This window comes from Sphingobium fuliginis (assembly GCF_004152845.1).
Classification (GTDB): domain Bacteria; phylum Pseudomonadota; class Alphaproteobacteria; order Sphingomonadales; family Sphingomonadaceae; genus Sphingobium; species Sphingobium fuliginis.
In genome coordinates, this window is record NZ_SEON01000001.1 from 149,618 (window position 1) to 166,421 (window position 16,804).

Consider the following 16,804-nt stretch of genomic DNA (forward strand, 5'->3'; position numbering starts at 1 on the left):
CTGCACCATAGGATAATAATATTGCAGCAGGAGAGCCCATGTCCTCCCTTCGCGCCAAGCTCGGCCGGCAATGCCTGCCAGCCCTCCCCCTGCTGGCGCTCGCCATGCCGCCGGCCACGGCGCAGGACGCGCCCGCGCAAAAGGTCTATGGCCGCACGCCCGCCGAATCCTCTCCGCCCGCCTGGCCTCAACCGGTGCGCGCCGCCAGGGGCGCGCCCAATATCCTGCTGATCATGACCGACGATGTCGGTTTCGGGTCCAGCAGCACCTTCGGCGGACCGGTGCCTACGCCGACCTTCGACGCGCTGGCGAAGGCAGGGCTGCGTTACAATCAGTTCAACACCACCGCCATCTGCTCCCCCACGCGCGCCTCGCTGCTGACGGGGCGCAATCCGCAGGCGGTGGGCATGGGCTATGTCGCCAATTGGGCGACGGGCTATGACGGCTATAACAGCGTCATCCCCAAAAGCGCCGGGACGATGGCGCAGATATTGAAGGAAAATGGCTATAACACCGCCATGATCGGCAAGGGGCATGTGACCCCGGAATGGGAAATGAGCCGGGCCGGGCCGTTCGACCGCTGGCCGACCGGTCTGGGCTTCGAATATTTCTACGGCTTTCTGGGCGCCGACAGCAGCATGGCGGAACCCAATCTGGTCGAGAATATCAATCCGGTCACACCGCCCGCCGATCCCCGCTATCATCTGGAGCGCGATCTGGCCGACCATGCGATAGGCTGGATCGACAGCCAGCATGCGGCCGCCCCCGACAAGCCCTTCCTGCTCTATTATGCCACCGGCACGGCCCACGCGCCCAATCAGCCGCCCGCCGACTGGCTGAAGAAATTCCGGGGCAGGTTCGACGCGGGCTGGGACGTGCTGCGCGCCGAAACCGTGGCGCGGCAGAAGAAGCTGGGCGTCATTCCGCCCGGCACCGACGATGCGCCGCATCCGGGCACGCTGCCGCGCTGGGACAGTCTGACGCCAGACAGGAAGCGGCTCTATGCCCGCTATATGGAGGCCTATGCCGCTTCGCTCGCCTATGCCGACGAGCAGATCGGGCGGGTCATCCAGAAGCTGCGCGACAATGGCGAACTGGACAATACGCTGATCATCTACATCCAGGGCGACAATGGCGCGAGCGCGGAAGGCAGCTTCGACGGCAAGCTGTTCGAGCAGTCGGCGCTGAGCGGGGTCCGGGAAGACCCGTCCTACGCCCTCGCCCATATCGATGAGATCGGGACGAAGGACGCCTATAATCTGATGCCGGGCGGCTGGGGCTGGGCGATGAACGCGCCCTTCCCCTGGGCCAAGCGCTATGGATCGCATTTCGGCGGCACGCGCAACGGCATGGTGATCGCCTGGCCGGGGCATATCGAGGATGCCGGCGGCCTGCGCAGCCAGTTCCACCATGTCAGCGACATCATGCCCACCATATTGGAGGCGGCGGGGGTGAAAGCGCCGGAGATACTGGACGGCGTACCGCAACAGCCGATCACCGGGATCAGCATGGCCTACAGCTTCAGGGCCAGGGACGCGCCCTCCCGCCGCACCGTGCAGGTGTCGGCCATGGCGCAGAATCTCAGCATCTACAAGGATGGCTGGGTGGCCGCGACCGCGCCCATGGCGACCCCCTGGGAGCGGACGCCGCCCCCGCCGGTGCCGCTGGATCAACGGACCTGGCAGCTTTACGACACCCGCAGCGACTTCAGCGAGGCCCATGACGTCGCCGCCGCCAATCCGCGGAAGCTGGAGGCGCTGAAGGAGTCGTTCTGGGCGGAGGCCGCGCTGTCCAACATTCTGCCCATCCACGGCAGCGAGGGCGGGCAGAAGGGCAGGCCAGACCCCAATGAGGGGCGGACGAACTTCGTCTACAGCGCGCCCGTCAGCCATATTCCGGAAAGCGCCGCGCCGGCCCTGATCGGGCGATCCTTCGCGATCACGGCGAAGCTCGGCATAGCGGCGGAGGGCGGCAAGGGCGTCATCGTCGCGCAGGGCGGACGCTTCGGCGGCTACAGCCTGTTCTTCGACCGGGGGAGGATTGCCTTCACCTATAATCTGACGCCCGCGCATATGACGCGGATCGTGGCGCCTGCGCCATTGGCGGCCGGCGCGCATGTCGTCGGGCTGGACTTCGCGATGGACAGGGCAGCCCCGACCAGCGGCGCCACCGTCATGCTGACCGTCGATGGCAAGGCGGTGGCGCAAGGGCGGGTCGAACGGACCTTCGCGCAGGTGGTTTCGCATACGGAAGACTTCGACATCGGCATGGACCTGGTGAGCCCCGTCGACCCGGCGGCCTATGACAGCGCGGCGAGCCGGTTCAACGGGCCGCTGGACCGGGTCGAGGTGACGATCAGATAAGCTGCCGGGCGCCGCGCCTCCGCAAAGGGACCCGAACGAGACGAGCGGCTAGCGGGAGCGCGGTTTCAACGGTGGGATTCGGCTTCATCGGCGCGTCCGGAACCGAAGGGCCGTATCAGCCGAGGCCGTCGAACCATTCCTCTACGGAGGCGGGCACGCCCTTGTCCTCCGGCCCCGCCAGCAGGCTGGCGCAGGCGGCTCGCATCACGTCGCGCACATGCGCCTGCAACGGCACCGCGCTATCCTGCGGCTCGCCATGGTCCCAGCGGACCAGCACGCATTGCAGCATCATGTTGCAGAGCAGGATGCGATTGCGGGCGATGTCCGGGTGCACATGCCCGACCAGCGCCGTCAAATGCCCCATCAGGCGCATCAGGTTCGGCGCCTTGTCCCGCACCTGTGCAAGCAGGCCGGCGTTCAGCGACCAGTAGCGCGTCGCGAAATGCAGCATGAACGCCGCATAGGGATGGCGTCCCCGGCCATCGGCCAGATGGAGCTGCGGCAGGAACAATATGCCGAGCAGCGCCATCGGATCGTCCAGCCTGCCCTGCCGTTCCAGCCTGTCCAGCATCCCGCCCCGCACGCCCTCCATCTTCTCGGCACGGCTCGCGAAGATGGCGGAGAGCAGCCCTTCCTTCGATCCGAAATAATAGGTCACCGCATTGGTGTCGCCGCAACGGGCGGCGGCCGCGATCTCCCGCATCGAAACGGCGTCGATGCCCCGCTCCGCGAACAGCGCCTCGGCCGCCTCGATCAGCCGCAGCGCGGCGGGGATGGCATGGCGCCTGGGGTGACGTCGGTCGGTCATGCCTTGGCGGACAGGGCGCTCAGTTCCTCCAGATCGAGGTCGCGTTCCAGTTCCTGCAACGTATGTTCATCGATCTCTCCTGTGCGGTGGAGGCGCAGCAGTTCCGCCCGCCCGGCGGCTATGGCCTTCAGCACCAGGTCGAAATGGGCGTGGAGCGTCTCCGAAAACTGCGCCTCCTGCCCGGCATAATTGGCGGAAAGTTCGGCATGGCGCTGATAGCGCTCCAGCAGCCGGGGGTGGAGCAGCCTGCCTTGCGCATCATAGGCGTGCACCTCCACGACGCGGACCTGCGCCTGCGCCATGGCGGCTTCCGCCTCGCTCATCGTCATGCGCGGACGGTCGCTTTCCGGTTCCTCCAGCTTCACCAGCCGGATCACGGCGCCCAGGGTCGTCCCTTGCAGCAATACGGTGCCGATGATGACCGCGAAGGCGGCCGTCAGGATGAAGTCGCGTCCGGGGAAATCGGCCGGCACGCTGAGCGCGACCGCCAACGTCACCACGCCGCGCATCCCGGCCCAGCCCAATATGGCCGCCGCCCGGAATCCCAGCGGGCGATAGCCGCAAAGACCCGTCGCCCTGAGCCCCGCGATCACCGCGTCGGAACCGAAAACCCAAATGAAGCGTGCGGCGGTGAGCGCGGCCAGTATCGCCAATATCGGCAGCGCCATTTCGTCCAGCACGACGCCGAAACCGCCGACGCGATCGATCACGCCGCGCAGCGACGAACCGATCAGCAGGAAGACGAACGCCTCCATCAGGAAGATCATCACCGCCCAGAAGGCCGTGCCGTTCATCCGCACCATCGCGGGGAAGACGACATGCTGGTACCAGCCGCAGATAAGGCCGGTGGTGACGGTCGCGATCACGCCGGAGGCATGGATGGATTCCGCCAGCAGATAGGACGCCCATGGCGCCAGCAGGGAGGAGGCGATCATCAGATATTTGTCGTCGAGCCGCTTGACCGTCAGCACCCAGAGCGCGCCGATGACCGCCCCGACCAGCGCCCCGCCCACGGCCAGCAGGGCAAAGCTCTGCAAGGCGTCGACCATGCTGAACGCGCCGGTGACGCCGGCCGCTATGGCGAAGCGAAAGAGCACCAGCCCCGTGGCGTCGTTGAACAGGCTTTCCCCCTCCAACAGGATGGAGAGGCGACGGGGCAGGTGGACATGCTGCAACACCGCGCGGGCCGATACGGCGTCGGGCGGCGAGACGATGGCGCCCAGGGCTGCGCATGCCGCCCAGGGGAGGCCGGGCACCAGCCAGTGCGCGACCGCCGCGACCACGGCTGTGGTGAAGACCACCGCGCCCAGGGCCAGCGCTAATATGCCGAACATATGCCGCCGCAAGTGACGCAGGGCGATGAACCAGGCGCCGTCCATCAGCAGCGGCGGCAGGAAGATCACCAGCACCAGTTGCGGATCGAGCGAGATCACCGGCAGGCCGGGCAGGAAAGCGAACAGCGCGCCCCCCGCCAGCAGCGCGACGGCGGGCGGCAGGCCCAGCCTGTTCGCGGCATAATGCAGGACGATGATCGCCAGCAGCATGACGATCACCAGTTCGAACAACTGCATCGGGTGCATTGGCCCTCCCCCCCGTCCATCCGCATCATGGCCATATGACATGGAAATCCATCGGCCGACGATGAAAATGCCAGCAGCGCCAGCAGTTTCAAGAGGCGTCTTCCATGCAGCGAAATTCCCCGAAACCGTAGAGGAAAGCGGCGCGCCACTGGCCGCCGGACGGATGTAATTTCACGATAGTCATGGTTTTTCAAATAGATAGCGGATCATACTGAATACGTATGTGGGATTCTGTGCAGACCATGGGCGGCGCGGCTATCGGTGACGGCAAGAAACACAAGCAATGCGTCTTGGGGAGGGTCCACAAATGCACATGTCCCATCATTCCATCCTGCGCGCGGCCCTTCTGGCCGGCGCTTCGCTGTCGGTCGCGGCGGCAGCCTCCGCTCAGACCGCGGCTGAGACCACCGCCCCCGCCGAGCCGCAGGGAGAGGCCATCGTCGTCACCGGCATCCGCGCATCGCTCGCCTCCGCCGCGAAGCTGAAGCGGGATTCTGTGCTGATCGTGGATTCCATCTCCGCCGAGGATGTCGGCAAGCTGCCCGACGTGTCCATCGCGGATTCGCTCGCCCGCCTGCCCGGCGTGACGGCGCAGCGGCTGGAGGGGCGCGACCAGCGTCTGTCGATCCGTGGACTTGGTCCCGATTTCTCCACCACGCTGCTCAACGGGCGCGAGCAGGTGACGGTGGGCGACAATCGCGGCGTCGAATATGACCAATATCCGTCCGAATTCTTCCAGAACGTCAATGTGTACAAGAGCGCCGACGCGGCGCTGATCGCGGCGGGGATTTCCGGCACGGTCGACCTGCGCATGCTGCGCCCGCTGGACAAGAAGGACCGCGTGATGGCGGTGTCGCTGCGCGGGCAGATGAACGGGATGGACAAGCTCAATCCCGACGGCAAGCGCTACGGCTATCGCGCTTCGGCCACCTATATCGACCAGTTCGCGGACGACACGCTGGGCCTGTCGCTGGGCTTTTCCGCCTCGCAAACGCCCTCCCAGAACGAACGGTTCAATTCCTGGGGCTATCCTTCCGCTCCCGACGGCACGCTCATCATCGGCGGCGCGAAGCCCTATGTGCAATCGAACCTGCTGAAGCGCTATGGCGCGGTGGGCACGCTGGAATGGCAGCCCAGCGACGATTTCCATTCGACCTTCGATGTGCTGGCGTCGCATTTCGAGGAAGAACAGCGGCTGCGCGGCATCGAATTCCCGCTGGTCTGGGGCACCGATGTCGGCGTCAGCGACGTGACGGTCGAAAACGGCTTCGTCACCGCTGCGACCTTCAGCAATGTCTATGGCGTGCAGCGCAACGACTATAACAAGCGCAAGGCCGACATGATCTCGCTGGGGTGGAACAATGACATCCGCCTGAACGATGCGCTGAAACTCAATGTCGATGCGAGCTGGTCGCGGGCCAAGCGCACCGACTTCCTGCTGGAGACCTATTCGGGCACCGGCTATCTGCGTTCCGGCGTGCCGGACACCGTGCGGGTGGAACGCCAGTCGAACGGATTGTTCCACATCGCCCCGACGCTCGACTATACCGATACCGGCATCATCAGCCTGACCGATCCCAATGGCTGGGGCTATAACGGCACGACCGCGGTGGTGCAGGCGGGTTTCCTCAACCGGCCGAAATTCATCGACGACATGAAGTCGTTCCGCGCGAACCTGGTCGGGGACATTTCAGGCAGTCTCTTCTCCCAATGGGAAATCGGCGGCAATTATAGCCGGCGCAAGAAGACCAGCGCCTATACATCCTATTTCCTCTGTCCGCCGGGCGGCACGGACTGCACCATCGCCGGCGGGACGCCGGGATCGGTGGCGGTGCCGAACGAAGCGCTGCTGGGATCGAACGTCTCGCTCGATTATCTGGGCGTGCCGGCGATGCTGACGCTGAACCCGCTCTATCTGTACGACAATGTGCTGGATGCGGTGTATGATAACCGCCCCGGCTCGCTGGTTCGCGACAATGTGGTGAAGGAAGACGTGTTCACCGGCTATGCGAAGCTCAGCATGGACGGGGAACTGGGCGGAAAGCCGCTGAAGGGCGCGATCGGCGTGCAGGTGATCCATTCGCGGCAGGCATCGACCGGCACGATTTCCAACTTCGCCAACGGCGTGGTGACGATACTGCCGGTGTCGGGCAAGGACAGCTACACCAACGTCCTGCCAAGCGCGCAGATTTCGGTGGAACTGGAGCCGAGCTTCTTCGTGAAGCTGGGCGCGGCGCAGACCATGGTGCGTCCGCGTCTGGACCAGGAGCGGATCAACCAGGAGTTCAAATATAATTTGAGCTATGTCGGAATCGGATCTTCCGATCCGCAGTTCAGTCCGTTCAAGTCAGAGGGCGGCAACATCTTCCTGCGTCCTTATCAGTCGACCAATATCGACCTGTCGCTGGAGAAATATTTCCGGGGCGGCGGTTATGTATCGGTCTCCGGCTTCTTCAAGAACCTGACCGACTTCGTCGATCCCAACAACAATATCGCTTACGACTTTTCCGCCGTTCTGCCGACATTGCCGGCCGATCAGCGCGACGCCATTCTGGCCGACGGAAGCTATATCGGGCTGGTGAAGTCGCCCGCCAATACCGGCAAGGGCACGATCATGGGCGTAGAGGCGACCGCGTCGCTGCCGTTCAAGCTGTTCAGCCCGGCGCTCGACGGCTTCGGCATCTTCGCCAGCGGGTCCTATACGCATAGCGAGGTCGAATATGGCAGCAATCCGACCGAAAGCGTCACCCTGCCCGGCCTGTCGAAATGGGTCGCCAGCGGCACCGCCTATTTCGAGAAGGCGGGTTTCCAGGCGCGGGTGAGCTATCGTTACCGCTCCTCATTCCTGGGCGAGGTGGCGGGGCTTTCGGCGGCGCCGACCTTCCGCACGGCGAAGGCCGAGGGCATTCTCGATGCGCAGATCGGCTATGAGTTCCAGTCCGGGCCGCTTCAGGGGCTTTCGATCCTGTTGCAGGGCAAGAACCTGACCGATCAGCCCTTCGTCACCTATCAGAATGACGATCCGCGGCAGGTGATCGACTATCAGCGCTATGGCCGGGATTATTATCTGGGTCTGACTTACAAGTTTTAACGTCCCCCGACTGCCTGACTGCACGCAGGCAGTTCTCCCCCGGACCGCCGCCCCTTTCAGGGGTGGCGGTCCTCCCTTTTTATGTTCCCCTCCCGTAGACGGGAGGGGTTAGGGGTGGGTGCGAGCGGAGCGAGCTTCTTCACTATCGGTTAGGGAGGAACGCCGCTGCGCGGCTTGCCCACCCCCGGCCCCTCCCGCTTGCGGGAGGGGAGAAGTCAGGCGGTCATTCTTGTGACCAGTCTTGGCGCGAGCAGCGTGGGCTCCACCGGCTTGCGGTCGATCTGGCCGATCAGCGCGTCCACCAGCACCTCGCCCGCGCGCAGATAGTCCTGGGCGACGGTGGTCAGCGGCGGGCGCGTCAGGCTGGCGGCGGGGATGTCGTCGAAGCCGATCAGCGCCACATCCTGCGGCACGCGCATGCCCGCTTCGTCCAGCGCCCGCATCGCACCGATGGCGATCAGATCCGACCCGGCGAAAATCGCGTCGAAGGGCAGGCCGCGCGCGATCAGGCGGCTGGCCGCCTCATGCCCCGACTGTTCGGTCGAGAGGGCGTCGACATGCAGGCCGATGTCGACCAGCAATCCGGCCTCCCGCATCGCCTCGGTCAGTCCGGCATAGCGGTCGCGGAATTCGGGATAGCGGCTCGACGCATCGCCCAGGAAGGCGATGGTCCGGCGCCCCCGCTCGATCAGATGCTGTCCCGCTTCGCGTCCGCCCCGCCGGTTGTCGCAGCCGATGGTCATGCCCAGCGCATTGGGGTCGACCGATCCCCAGCGCACGAAATGGGTGCCCTGCGCCACCAGTTGCTCCAGCCGGGCGCGATAGCTTTCATAATCGCCATAGCCCAGCAGGATGATGCCGTCGGCCTTGCGGCTGTCCTCATAATCGACATGCCAGTCGGTCGAAAGCTGCTGGAAGGAGGTCAGCAGGTCGTAGCCCCGCTTGGCGCAGGTTTGCAGGATCGGCCCCAGCATCGAGAGGAAGAAGGGATTGATATAGCTTTCATCGGGCAGCAGATCTTCGAAGAAGAGCAGCGCCAGCGTGTTGCTCTTGCCCCGGCGGAGGGAGGAAGCGTTCTTGTCCACCGTATAGTTGAGCTGGCGGGCGATGGCCTCGATCCGCTTGCGGGTGGCTTCGCTGACGGTGCGGTCGCCGCGCAGGGCCCGGGACACGGTCGGCTGGGAAACCCCCGCAAGCGTCGCGATGTCGAAGGACGTCGGTTTTTCGTTCACGGCCATCGCGCGATCCTACGCCCTGCCCCGGATATTGGAAAGATAAGCTTTTGAATACGTATGTCGGCTGCTTGGCCCGGCGGGTGCGAACCGATTAAGACCCCTATGAAAGCCGCTGCGATCAAGCCAGAAGGCCAAGGGAGGAACGCCATGCGTGGAAGGAAGGCGATGCTGTTTGCCGCGCTGGCTGCCCTGGCCCTCCCTGCCCTGGCCCGCCCTGCCCTGTCGCTGGCAGCCGAGCCATGCGATTTCCGGGCGCGGCTGCCGGAGGATGAGGTCATCTATTTCCTGCTGCCCGACCGGTTCGACAATGGCGACCCGGCCAATGACAAGGGCGGGCTGAAGGGCGATCGGCTCGTCACCGGCCATGACCCCGCCTCCAAGGGTTTCTATCATGGCGGCGACCTGAAAGGGCTGATCAGGCGGCTGGACTATATTCAGGGGCTGGGCGCGACCGCCATCTGGGTCGGGCCGATCTTCCGCAACAAGCCGGTGCAGGGGCCGAAGGGGCAGGAAAGCGCGGGCTATCACGGTTACTGGATCACTGACTTCACCCATGTCGATCCACATTTCGGCACCGACGCCGATTTCGCCGCTTTGGTGGAGGCCGCGCATCGCCGGGGGATGAAGGTCTATATGGACATCATCGCCAATCATACGGCGGATGTGATCCGTTACCGGGAATGCCCAAGTACAAATGCGGACACGACATGCCCCTATCGTTCGCGGGCCGACTATCCCTATCAGCGGCGGGGCGGCATAGGCGGCAAGGCGATCAACGCCGGTTTCGCGGGCGATCAGGACCATGGCGAGGCGAATTTCGCCAGACTGACCGATCCGTCCTTCGCCTACACGCCTTATGTGCCCAAGGGCGAGGAACGGGCGAAAGTTCCGGCTTGGCTCAACGATCCGCTTTATTATCATAATCGCGGGGAAACGACCTATTCGGGCGAGAGCGCGACCATGGGGGACTTTGCGGGGCTGGACGACCTGATGACCGAGAATCCGCGCGTGATCGCGGGGATGATCGATATTTTCGGCGGCTGGATCGACCGTTTCGGCGTGGATGGCTTCCGGGTGGATACGGCGAAGCATGTCGATCCGCATTTCTGGCAGATGTTCGTTCCTGCCATGCAGGCCCGCGCCAAAGCGAAAGGCATCCCCAATTTCCATATTTTCGGGGAAGTCTATGTCGAGACGGTCGATGCCGGGCCGCTCGCCTGGCATACGAAGGAAGGCGGCTTTCCAGCCGTGCTGGACTTCGCCTTCCGGCAGGCGGCGCTGGAGACGGTCGCGGGCAGCGGCGCGACGGCGGTCTGGGAGCGGATGCTGGCGGGAGATGCGCTCTATCGCGATGGCGAGGCGACGGCGCGGACCTTGCCGACCTTCGTCAGCAATCATGATGCGGGGCGCTTCGCCACCTTCGTGCGCAAGGCTTTCCCGCAGGCGAGCGATGAGGAAGTGTTGCGCCGGGTGATGCTGGCCAACGCCATGCTGCTGACGATGCGCGGCGTGCCGACACTCTATTATGGCGATGAACAGGGCTTTGTCGGGGACGGCGGCGATCAGGATGCGCGGGAGGATATGTTCGGCAGCCGGGTGGCGAGCTATAACGACAATCGCCTGCTGGGGACCAACGCCACCACGGCGACGCCGCGCTTCGACACCGGCCATCCGCTTTATCGGGAGATCGCCGCGCTGGCCCGTCTGCGCACTACCCATCCGGCGTTGCGGCGCGGCCGGGAGGTCATCCGGGCGCGGGGCGACCAGCCGGGCCTGTTCGCCCTATCCCGCTTCGATCCCGACAGCGGCGCGGAAACATTGATCGCCTTCAACACGTCCACCGCGCCGATCAGGGCGCAGGTCGAGGTGGATGCGCGGTCCGACCAGTTCACCACATTGGCCGGAGCCGAATGCGCCGCAAGCGCTTCCGCCCCCGGCAGCATCGCCGTCTCCCTCCCCCCTCTCAGCTACAGCGTCTGCGCTGTCCGGAGTGCCGTACCCCAATGACCGACACGACCCTCCCCTGGTGGCGCGGCGCCGCCATCTACCAGATTTATCCGCGCAGCTTTGCCGACTCCAATGGGGATGGCATCGGCGACCTCAAAGGCATCACCGCCCATCTGCCCTATGTGGCGTCGCTGGGGGTGGATGCGATCTGGCTGTCGCCCTTCTTCAAGAGCCCGATGCGCGATTTCGGCTATGACGTGTCGGATTATTGCGACGTCGATCCGATCTTCGGCACGCTGGAGGATTTCGACGCGCTGGCGGCGCGGGCGCATGAACTGGGGCTGCGCATCATCGTCGATCAGGTCTGGGCGCATACGTCGGAGGAGCATCACTGGTTCGTCGAAAGCCGCTCCAGCCGCGACAATCCCAAGGCGGACTGGTATGTCTGGGCCGATCCCAAGCCGGACGGTTCCCCGCCCAACAACTGGCAGTCGGTGTTCGGCGGGCCGGCCTGGACCTGGGATGCGCGGCGCGGCCAATATTATATGCACCAGTTTCTGGCGCAGCAGCCGCAACTGCATTTGCATCATCCGCAGGTGCAGGAGAGCGTCTTCGACATCATCCGTTTCTGGCTGGACCGGGGGGTGGACGGGTTCCGCATCGATGCCATCAACCATTCGATGCACGATCCGGAGTTGCGCGACAATCCGCCCGCGCCGGAGGATGGCAAGGTGCGGACGCGGCCGTTCGACTTCCAGATCAAGAAGTACAGCCAGAGCCATCCGGACATTCCGCTGTTCCTGGAAAAAGTCCGGCAAGTATTCGATGAATATCGGGATCGCTTCACCGTGGCCGAAGTCGGCGGAGCGGACAGCGACATAGAGATGAAGGCCTTCACGCAGGGCGACGGCAGGCTGAATACCGCCTATGGATTCGACTTTCTCTATGCGCCGAAACTGACCGCCGAATTCCTCAAGACGGCGCTCGTCAAATGGCCCTGCGAAACCCATACGGGCTGGCCGAGCTGGGCGTTCGAAAATCATGACGCGCCCCGTGCGGTGTCGCGCTGGGCCAAGGGGGTGGACCCGGACGCCTATTGCCGGATGAAGATCCTGCTGCTCGCCTGCCTGCGCGGCAATATCTTCCTTTATTATGGCGAGGAACTGGGGCTGCCGCAGGTCGACATCGCGTTCGAGGATCTGCGGGACCCCGAGGCCATCGCCAACTGGCCGCTGACGCTTTCCCGCGACGGCGCGCGAACGCCGATGCCGTGGCGGGCGGATGCGCCCTATCTGGGATTTTCGGAGGCCAAGCCCTGGCTGCCGGTCGGGGAAACGCATCGCGCGCTCGCCGTGGATGTGCAGGAGGCGGATGCGGATTCGCTGCTGCACTGGACGCGGCGGGTGCTGGCGTTGCGCAACGGGTCGCCCGCGCTGCGCGTGGGGGCGATCGATTTCCTGGAGGCGCCGGAGGAATTGCTGGCGTTCGAGCGGGAGCATGAGGGCGAGAGGATGCTCTGTGTCTTCAACCTTGGGGACGAGCCTGTGACATGGACGCCGGCGGGTCATTGGCAGCCGTTGCTGTCGACCGGCGGAGTCGAAGGATGGCATTTCCCCGCAGCTTCCGGTCTTGTCGCGCGCGTTTAAAGGCATCGTACAATGTTCCTGCGTAGGCAGGCAACCAGTCCCACCACCTGAACTGGGCTCCTGCCTCCGCGGCAGCACGTCGCGCTTTGATCTCGTCAGGGCAGACTCAAAAGGAATTATCATGAAGAAACCGACCGCGCTCACCCTGCCGCTTTTCGCGCTTTCGCTGGCCCCGGTGGCTGCCCGCGCCGATGTGGTAGCCAAGGCCGCCTCCCCCGATGGCCGCATCACGCTGACCGTCAGCCTCGATAATGAAGGCCGCCCCAGCTACGCCGTGCAGCGCGACGGCAAGGCGCTGATCGCGGACAGCCGCCTTGGTTTCATGTTCACCGACGCACCGAAGATCGAGCGCAATCTGACGCTGGCCGACAGCAGGACCGGCAAGAGCGACACGACATGGACCCAGCCCTGGGGCGAATGGTCCAGCATCCGCGACCATCACAATGAGATCCGCCTCGCCTTTCGCGAGAAAAGCGACCTTCAGCGCGAGATGGACGTGACCTTCCGCCTGTTCGACGACGGCGTGGCCTTCCGCTACACGCTGCCCGATCAGGCCCATCTGCACCACGCCAATATCGCGGAGGAACTGACCCAGTTCGCCTTTGCGGAGGGCGGCACCGCCTGGTGGAAGCCCGCCTTCGAATGGAACCGGGAGGAATATCTCTATAACAGGACGCCGCTCGATGCGGTCGGGACCGCGCAGACGGTGATGACGGTGAAGCTCGCCAGCGGCACCCATGTCGCGCTGCATGAGGCGGCTTTGGTGGACTATGCGGGGATGAACCTGGCGCGGGCGCAGGGCAATATATTCCGCGCCGCGCTGACGCCGGGTTCCGGGGCGCCCAAGGTTTCGCGGGACGCCGGTTTCTCGACGCCATGGCGCACCATCGCCATCGCGGACGATGCGGCGGGGCTGTACATGAACCATATGATCCTGAACCTGAACGAACCCAACAAGCTGGGCGACGTGTCGGGCTGGATCAAACCGGGCAAGTTCGTCGGCGTGTGGTGGAACATGATCAAGGGCGAGTGGACGTGGGCGCGCGGGCCGAAGCATGGCGCGACCACCGCCAATGTCCGCCGCACTATCGACTTCGCCGCCGCCAACGGCATCCCCGCCGTGCTGGTCGAGGGATGGAATGTCGGCTGGGACGGCAATTGGTTCGGCAATGGCAACGGCATGAACTTCTCCCAGTCCACCGAGGATTTCGACGCCGATGGGCTGGCCGCCTATGCCAGGTCCAAGGGCGTGACGCTGATCGGCCATCATGAGACGGGCGGTTCGGCCAGCCATTATGACGGGCAGCTCGACAGTGCGTTCAAATGGGCCGCCGACCATGGCGAGCGGGTGGTGAAGACCGGCTATGTCACCGATGCCGGGCAGATCGAGCGGGTCGATCCCGACGGCTCGCAGCATCGCGAATGGCATGAGGGGCAGTGGATGGTGAACCACTATCTCCGCGTGGTGCAGGCAGCGGCGAAATATAAGGTCAGCATCGATAGTCACGAGCCGGTGAAGGATACGGGCCTGCGCCGCACTTATCCCAATTGGGTGGCGCGCGAAGGCGGGCGCGGCATGGAATATAATGCCTGGGTCGGCGGCAAGAATCCGCCTGAGCATGAGGCCAATCTCGTCTTTACCCAGTTGCTGGGTGGGCCGATGGACTTCACGCCGGGCGTTCTCAGCCTTTCCGGGTCGGAGGGGAGCGCGATCCAGTCGACCATCGCCAAGCAGTTGGCGCTTTATGTCGTGCTGTACTCGCCCTTCGTGATGGCCGCGGATACGCCCGAAAATTACGCGAAATATCCGGGGCCGTTCCAGTTCATCAAGGATGTGCCGACCGACTGGTCCGATACCCGCGTCCTGAATGGCGAGGTGGGCGACTATGTGACCATCGCGCGCAAGGCCAAGGGCAGCAATGACTGGTATCTGGGCGCGGTCGGGGATGAAGAGGCGCGCTCCACTCAGGTGAAGCTCGACTTTCTGGAGGCCGGGCGGTCCTATGTGGCGGAGATTTATCGGGATGGGCCGGGGGCGGACTATCGCACCGAGGCGCGTCATGCGATCGTGATCGAGAAGAAGGCGGTGAAGAGGGGGGATGTGTTGAGCATTGACCTCGCGCCGGGTGGGGGGGAAGCGATCCGCTTCGTGGCGGGCGGGGGCAAGGGCAAGCGCTCAATACGATAAGATACCCCGCACCGTTCGCCCTGAGCCTGAACGGCGATAGGAATAAGTATAAAGCAAAGGTTGGGGACGCATGGATCAGGCGCAAGATAATCTGGAACCGCAGTCCCGCCCTCGCCAGGGCTTTTGGGGCCTGTGGAACATCAGCTTCGGCTTTTTCGGCATCCAGATCGGCTTTGCGCTGCAGAACGCCAATATGAGCCGCATCTTCCAGTCGCTGGGCGAAAGCCTGGACGATCTGGCGCTGCTGTGGATCGCGGCGCCGCTCACCGGCCTGCTGGTCCAGCCGATCATCGGCCATTATAGCGACCGGACATGGTGCCGTTTCGGGCGGCGGCGGCCTTATTTCTTCGCGGGCGCGCTGTTCGCGGCGCTGGCGTTGGTCGGCATGCCCAATGCGCCAGGCCTGCTCGCCGCGGCGATGATGCTGTGGGTGCTCGACGCCTCGCTCAATGTTTCCATGGAGCCCTTCCGGGCCTTTGTCGGGGATATGCTGGCGAAGGAGCAGCATATGGCGGGCTACGCGCTCCAGACCGCCTTCATCGGCGCGGGCGCGGTGATCGGGTCGTCCACCCCGTGGCTGCTGGACCGGCTGGGGGTCGCCAATGTCGCCAGCGGGTCCGGCATTCCCGACACGGTGCGGATCAGCTTCTATATCGGCGGCGCGGCCCTGTTCCTGGCGGTGTTGTGGACCGTGCTCACCACCCGCGAATATTCGCCCGAGCAGATGACGCGCTTCGAACCTTCGGAGGGCAAGCCGGTCGCTGAAAGGGACGCTGTCCCGGCCATCCCGCCCGGCGGCACGCTCTGGATCGTCGCCGGGCTGGCCGTCGTCGCGATCGTCCGCATCCGGTCGCTGGAGAAGGAACTGTACCTGCTCGGCGCGCTGCTGGCCGGCTATGGCGCGGCGCGGATGCTGGCGCGCCGGCTGCACTGGGGCGGTCGCACCGACAATCTGCTCACCCATGTGGTCGGCAATTTCGCGGCCATGCCCGCGATGATGAAGCGCCTTGCGCTCGTCCAGTTCTTCACCTGGTCCGCGTTGTTCATCATGTGGATCTACACCACCCCGGTCGTCGCCCAATATGTCTTCGGGTCCGCCGATCCCGCCAGCGCCGCCTATAATGCGGGCGGCAACTGGGTCGGCATCCTCTTCGCCACCTATAATGGCGTCGCCGCCCTGGCCGCACCCTTCCTGCTGCAACCGCTCGCCCGCCGGATCGGCCAGGCGCAGACCCATGCCCTGGCGCTGATGCTGGGCGCGTTGGGCTTCCTTTCCTTCCTGTTCCTGCGCGACGCCCGCATGCTGCTGCTGTCGGAAGTCGCCATCGGCATCGCCTGGGCATCCACGCTCGCCATGCCCTATGCGATGCTCGCCTCCAGCGTGCCGCAGGCGAAGCTCGGCATCTATATGGGGCTGTTCAACGCCTTCGTGGTCATCCCGCAATTGCTGGTGGCCACCGTCATGGGCACGATCATGCGGCATTTTTTCCCGACGGAGCCGATCTGGACCATGGCCTTTGCAGCGGGCGTCATGCTGCTCGCCTCAATGGCCGCCCTGCGCTGCCGCCAGGCGCGAAGCTGAGGAAACCGGCGAATCGCAAAAGCGCTTCATGGAAAAGTCGACAGGCTCAGCAAAGGCAGTCGACACCCGATTCCTCTTCGTCGGCAATCATGGCGTCCGCCACCTTCTTATATCTGCCTATTATTCGCCTGCATTCTTCCTGCGACTTGAAATATCCGAAATCATCGTCACCGGGGATCCTGTCCTGCTTCGGTTTTTTCACCATTAACCATGGCGTAAACGCAGACGATGTTTCACAATCAGATGCCTGCCTGAGATCGGTCCATTTCTTTCTGACAATCCCGCCCCCGAATATGGGGCCGGGAACATCCATCTTTGTCATTTCCAATCCTGTATATTGGGAATGATGGCGACGATTTCACAT

At 64.4% G+C, this 16,804-nt stretch carries 10 protein-coding genes; 6 read left to right on the forward strand and 4 right to left on the reverse strand.

Annotation, left to right across the window (positions count from 1 at the left end; translation table 11 throughout):
- Positions 1–38: 38 nt before the first annotated feature.
- A complete protein-coding gene (locus tag EWH10_RS00815; RefSeq protein ID WP_065846654.1) occupies positions 39–2,363 on the forward strand; it encodes an arylsulfatase in 2,325 nt (774 codons plus the stop codon).
- A 115-nt stretch (positions 2,364–2,478) separates the two neighbouring features.
- Here the strand turns inward: EWH10_RS00815 and EWH10_RS00820 are convergent, their stop codons facing one another.
- Both EWH10_RS00820 and EWH10_RS00825 read right to left on the reverse strand, forming a co-directional pair.
- Positions 2,479–3,171 carry a TetR/AcrR family transcriptional regulator gene (locus tag EWH10_RS00820; RefSeq protein WP_044662643.1) on the reverse strand — a complete coding sequence of 231 codons (693 nt, stop codon included), beginning with the start codon at positions 3,169–3,171 and terminating at the stop codon, positions 2,479–2,481.
- Positions 3,168–4,751, reverse strand: coding sequence for a Na+/H+ antiporter (locus EWH10_RS00825; protein ID WP_044662644.1), 1,584 nt, complete (start codon positions 4,749–4,751; stop codon positions 3,168–3,170). The genes EWH10_RS00820 and EWH10_RS00825 overlap by 4 nt, the downstream gene beginning before the upstream one ends.
- Positions 4,752–5,064: 313 nt before the next feature.
- On the opposite strand from EWH10_RS00825, the gene EWH10_RS00830 reads away from it, so the two are divergent.
- Entirely contained in the window at positions 5,065–7,842 is a 2,778-nt protein-coding gene (locus tag EWH10_RS00830; protein WP_371873073.1) for a TonB-dependent receptor, read from the forward strand.
- Between the two features lie 215 nt (positions 7,843–8,057).
- On the opposite strand, the gene EWH10_RS00835 is transcribed toward EWH10_RS00830, so the two are convergent.
- Positions 8,058–9,080 carry a LacI family DNA-binding transcriptional regulator gene (locus EWH10_RS00835; protein WP_044662646.1) on the reverse strand — a complete coding sequence of 341 codons (1,023 nt, stop codon included), beginning with the start codon at positions 9,078–9,080 and terminating at the stop codon, positions 8,058–8,060.
- A 144-nt stretch (positions 9,081–9,224) separates the two neighbouring features.
- Here EWH10_RS00835 and EWH10_RS00840 point away from each other — a divergent pair, with 144 nt between their 5' ends.
- The 4 genes from EWH10_RS00840 (at position 9,225) to EWH10_RS00855 (ending at position 16,440) form a co-directional block, all read left to right on the forward strand.
- Positions 9,225–11,084: an alpha-amylase family glycosyl hydrolase gene (locus EWH10_RS00840; RefSeq protein ID WP_065846652.1), complete on the forward strand. Its 1,860-nt coding sequence runs from the start codon at positions 9,225–9,227 to the stop codon at positions 11,082–11,084.
- On the forward strand, positions 11,081–12,670 hold the full coding sequence (locus EWH10_RS00845) for an alpha-glucosidase family protein (protein WP_044662648.1): 1,590 nt from the start codon (positions 11,081–11,083) through the stop codon (positions 12,668–12,670). The genes EWH10_RS00840 and EWH10_RS00845 overlap by 4 nt, the downstream gene beginning before the upstream one ends.
- 121 nt (positions 12,671–12,791) lie before the next feature.
- The gene (locus tag EWH10_RS00850; RefSeq protein WP_044662649.1) at positions 12,792–14,858 is read left to right on the forward strand and encodes a glycoside hydrolase family 97 protein; all 2,067 of its coding nucleotides are present in this window, start codon (positions 12,792–12,794) and stop codon (positions 14,856–14,858) included.
- A gap of 70 nt (positions 14,859–14,928) precedes the next feature.
- Positions 14,929–16,440 (forward strand): MFS transporter, encoded by a 1,512-nt coding sequence (locus tag EWH10_RS00855; protein ID WP_044662650.1) that lies wholly within the window; start codon positions 14,929–14,931, stop codon positions 16,438–16,440.
- A gap of 46 nt (positions 16,441–16,486) precedes the next feature.
- On the opposite strand, the gene EWH10_RS00860 is transcribed toward EWH10_RS00855, so the two are convergent.
- Positions 16,487–16,762: a hypothetical protein gene (locus tag EWH10_RS00860; protein ID WP_044662651.1), complete on the reverse strand. Its 276-nt coding sequence runs from the start codon at positions 16,760–16,762 to the stop codon at positions 16,487–16,489.
- Between the last annotated feature and the right edge of the window lie 42 nt (positions 16,763–16,804).